This window comes from Mycobacterium innocens, from assembly GCF_900566055.1.
GTDB classification, from domain to species: domain Bacteria; phylum Actinomycetota; class Actinomycetes; order Mycobacteriales; family Mycobacteriaceae; genus Mycobacterium; species Mycobacterium innocens.
In genome coordinates, this window is record NZ_UPHQ01000321.1 from 1 (window position 1) to 4,044 (window position 4,044).

General features: G+C 63.9%; 3 protein-coding genes and 1 pseudogene. All 4 read right to left on the reverse strand.

Annotation, left to right across the window (positions count from 1 at the left end; genetic code table 11):
* Nucleotides 1-319 precede the first annotated feature (319 nt).
* The 4 genes and pseudogenes from EET03_RS29960 to EET03_RS29300 all read right to left on the reverse strand — a co-directional run bounded on the left by EET03_RS29960 (nt 320) and on the right by EET03_RS29300 (nt 3,651).
* The gene (locus EET03_RS29960) at nt 320-1,195 is read right to left on the reverse strand and encodes a hypothetical protein (RefSeq protein ID WP_136625787.1); all 876 of its coding nucleotides are present in this window, start codon (nt 1,193-1,195) and stop codon (nt 320-322) included.
* A gap of 675 nt (nt 1,196-1,870) precedes the next feature.
* Nucleotides 1,871-2,107, reverse strand: coding sequence for a hypothetical protein (locus EET03_RS29290; protein WP_136625788.1), 237 nt, complete (start codon nt 2,105-2,107; stop codon nt 1,871-1,873).
* 140 nt (nt 2,108-2,247) lie between these two features.
* Nucleotides 2,248-2,577: a helix-turn-helix domain-containing protein gene (locus EET03_RS29295; protein WP_075542438.1), complete on the reverse strand. Its 330-nt coding sequence runs from the start codon at nt 2,575-2,577 to the stop codon at nt 2,248-2,250.
* Nucleotides 2,574-3,651, reverse strand: a pseudogene (locus EET03_RS29300) (tyrosine-type recombinase/integrase). The gene EET03_RS29295 and the pseudogene EET03_RS29300 overlap by 4 nt, the downstream one beginning before the upstream one ends.
* Nucleotides 3,652-4,044 lie beyond the last annotated feature (393 nt).

Consider the following 4,044-nt stretch of genomic DNA (forward strand, 5'->3'; position numbering starts at 1 on the left):
TAGCACTCCGGGAAGAGACGACGGGAGGGCCGTCGCCTACCAACTGACCTGATCACCGTGCCGCCCCGGCAGCACGAACAACAAATCGGGTTACCGCAACCCCACACACTGCTCACCGCCAGCGCCGGAACCCCACCCCCACGTGCTCACCCTGGATGCCCGCGAACACCCAGGTGTGAATCGGGGTGCATTCCCGGGAACAGCCAGGCAAAAGCTCTGGTGGTGGAAGTTGTTGCTTGCTGTCGGTCGTTGAGTGCAATTAGCTGGGGGATCAGGCTGGCAAGCGGCGGCGGGAGAAGGACTGGTTGGTCGCGCAGGGTCAGGTAGGTGTCTGATCCGCTTGTGGTGATGCTGTCGATGGTGGTTCGACTATGCGCGAGGGAATCTGGCCGTAGAGCAGGACGAGAGCACCCGCGACCCTCAACCGCAGGGGAAGGCTGTCGTCGCGCAAGCATCGCCGCAGCAGCGCCCAGCGCTCGTCGTCATCGAGCACGTGCTCGGGCAGTCCTTCCCTACCCAGCCACGGGACTTCGAGATCCGGCGCGAGTCCTCGGGCGTATGCCCACCGGAGAAAATCGCGCAGCCGGCGCCGAGGGGTCGCCCCTTGGCCGAGCCACCTGTCCACGTCGTGCTGGGTGGCCTGCGAGAGTGCGATCTGGTTGTGCTCCAACCAGTTCAAGAATTGGTTGGCAACGGTGATCCGCGTCCGCGCATACTTCTGCATGCTCGTATATGCACTGGTCGTCATCGGCCGCTGCGATCCCCGCCGCCGCGCGCGGGCCAACACCGACCAGGAAGCGTAGGGCCGCAGAACCGCAGCTCTCCCCGGCGATAGATCGGCGCACAGATTTTTCACCCAGTGCTCAAGTGTCTCCAGGCCATCCACCCGCTCATCGAGTGCTCCGGTTCGCACCAAAACCTCGCGCAGGTGACGAGCATGCGCGTTAGGGCCCAGTTCGTCGAGGACTTCATGCGTGATCGGTTCACCGCTGGCCACGAGTTCTCCGAGGAGCTGAATCCACTGGCTGCCGTTGAGGATTTCCTGGGTCACCTCGGGCGCGTTGGCCTCGAGCAGAAGCCTCGCGACACCACCGAGCTGCGCGGGAATCTGTCCGTCCGGGCCGGTGAGCACGTGCCTGACGCGCGCCGCCACCGTGCATGCCAAGCAGTGGCTGCCGCCGATGAGCAGATCCACTCGTCCGCAGCCCTGGCAGATCCAGTTGCGGGTGTCGCCGGAGCAGGGACCGCAGACCTCGCCATGCCCGTCGCGAACACCGACGAGCGGTCGCCTCTGACCGCAGCCGGCGCACACGCGCGGACTGCGCCGAATCTGTAGGTAGCAGGGCCCGCATACTGGCCCCAGCGGCAGCGTGGTGTGGACGGCGGCAGCCCGCGCGCACACAGCACAGTTCTTTTTCTCCCGGGCGCGGGTCCTGCACGCCTCGCACACTGGGCGACCTGACGCAATACCCCGATAAATGGATTTGAGCTGACCGCAGCTGGTGCAGGTGGTCGTGGGCGAAACCCAGCAGCGCCGACAGATCCACGTTCCTGCATCCCGGTCGATGAGACGGGCCTCCACCGTGGTGCGCCCGCACTGAACGCATTTGTGCTCGCGGCTTCGGCGATAGCATGCCGAACAGACCGGTCCTTGCGGCGTGATGGTCTTAGCGCGTTGGTTTTCCCGACCGCAAGACGAACAGGTATGAAGCCTTCCCGGTCCGCAGTTTTGGCATAACGGCTCACCGTCGACCCGGTAGGCGACGTGGGACAGTTTGCCGCAGCCAGCGCACAGACGGTGGCGGGCGGGGTCGCGTTGGGCGCAACGGGTGCATACCACCCCGCCGTTCTCACGGAATACGGGCTGGCGCTACTCGCCACAGCGCACGCAGACCTTCACATGGGTTTGGGTGTAGCAGCGGCCGCAGATGCTGGCGCCATCGCGGCGATACGGTAGCGCTCGCTGCTCCCCGCACTGGTGACAGCGTATCCGTTGCACCGCAGCATGTTCGGTGGCGAGTACATCCAGCAGCCTGCGTAGCGCTGCCGGGCCGATCGCCGCGCCCGAGGTCAGCGCGTCGGGATGCGTCTGTAGATGCGCGAGCAAGCTGCGAGCATGCCCCGGTCTCAACTTCAGGCTGCCGATCTGTGCAGCCACTCGGTCGACATCTGCGTCCGGCAGCTGGAGGGCTACTGCGGCCGCGATGTCGGCCGGGCTATGCCCCCCAGCCGTGGGCGTACGAGCCGTCACAATCCCTTGGGCCTGCGGATAGTGGTGCGCCGCACGGCCGGCGCCACGGTCGGCTTCGCCGTGCCGGCGGTCTTCTTCTCGACCTGTGTGTCGGTGACGGTGACCTCGATGAGGTCCTCGACGCCGACATCCAGGATGTCGCACAGTGCGGCAAGGGTGTCGAGGCTCAGCCGCTGTGGTGTCGTGGTGACCAACCGGAAGACCTGCTCACGCGACAGGTGAATTCCTCTGTCGGCCAGCAGCGGAACCAGGTCGGTGGTGGCGAACATGTCGCGAGTGGCCATGATCTGGCGAAGGTTCCACCGATAGCCCATCTTCTTTATCATGATTTCTCCCAAAGCTCGGGATGGCGGTCGAGGGCACGCTGCGGCAACCGGTTGCGGTACTCGTCGGAAACGCCCGTGTAAATCGCCGTCGTCGCGGCATAAGCATGACCGACCTGGGCGGAGACGAACTTCTCGGGATAGTCGAACTCGATCAGGTGAGTGACGTAAGAGTGGCGCAGGCAGTGCAGGTCCAGCGACGGCTCCAACCCCGCAGCATCGCGAGCAGCGGTGAACGCCTCGTTGATGCTTCGCATCGAAAGACGGCTCGCCCGTTCGGTGACCCACAGTCCGGGTTGGGCTCCGACTCCGAACGCCGGCCGGATCTCCTCGCGCCACTGCTCAAGGATCGACACGATCCAGTCCATATCCGGAACGGTCAGCACCGTGCGCCTTTTGGGGGCACTGCCGCGAGAAGATTTGCCCCACCGGACGAACAGGCCGCCGTATCGGCCGAACGCGGGAATCTTCGGATTATGGCGCAGATCTGCCACGTCCAACCCTCACGCTTCGCGGCGGCGTAATCCAAACGCATAGATCGTTTTCAGCAGCGCCGCATCGCGCATCGCCGCCAACGCGCCCTTACAACGGCGGGCACGGATCTCGTCGACGAGACCGTCGGCAGCGTCGAACAGCGCTTGTACTTCGTCATAGGTCAACGGACGTCGACGTGGATCACCCTCGTATTCACTGACATGGACAACCGTGTTCCACTCATGCAGAACCTGCGACGGCGCCACACCAAAACGGTCCATGCACTCCGCGGTCCACCCATACCGCGGATCGGTCACGTAACCCAGGAACATCCGAAGTGTGGTCTCATACAACCGCGCAGTCGCCACGGTGATCGGTTTGGCGGTATCGCGGCAACTGTCGATGAAAGCTTCGACATCGCAGGACTGCCACTGCCACGGGTACTCATTGCAAAACGCGCTAACCCGGCCGCACCAACCGCAGCCGCGAGGTGATCGTCGCCGACTTCAGGCAGCGCGTGCGCTGCTGCAGCGCCCACCCACTGAGCATGCCCTCGAACACCGCCGACTGCGGATCAAGATGATGCACCCCCGCCGCCAACACAAGCTGCGCCGAACCCGCCAAACCACCGCCACCATCCATGTTGCAGATACTGCAACATGGATGCGTTTATAGCAACCGTCGATTTTCGGCAGTTCCGCCAGTTACTCAACCATGCCATGATCGTCTGCGCGCCCGCCGATAACCGGTCAGTGCCGTTAACACTATGCGGCGCAATTCCGAATCAGATGCAATTCCGCTCGGTTCCATCCGCAGCCGCTGTCACCAGCAACTCCGGCGCCACACTCACAAAGCAAATCGCACACCTATGAACCGTCCCCGGTTTTATGCGCACTTCCTTTGTTGGGAAGGATGGCGCGATGCCGAGCAAGTACGACGAGAACACCAAGGCCAGAGCGGTGCGACTGGTCCGGGAACACCGCGACGACTATGACA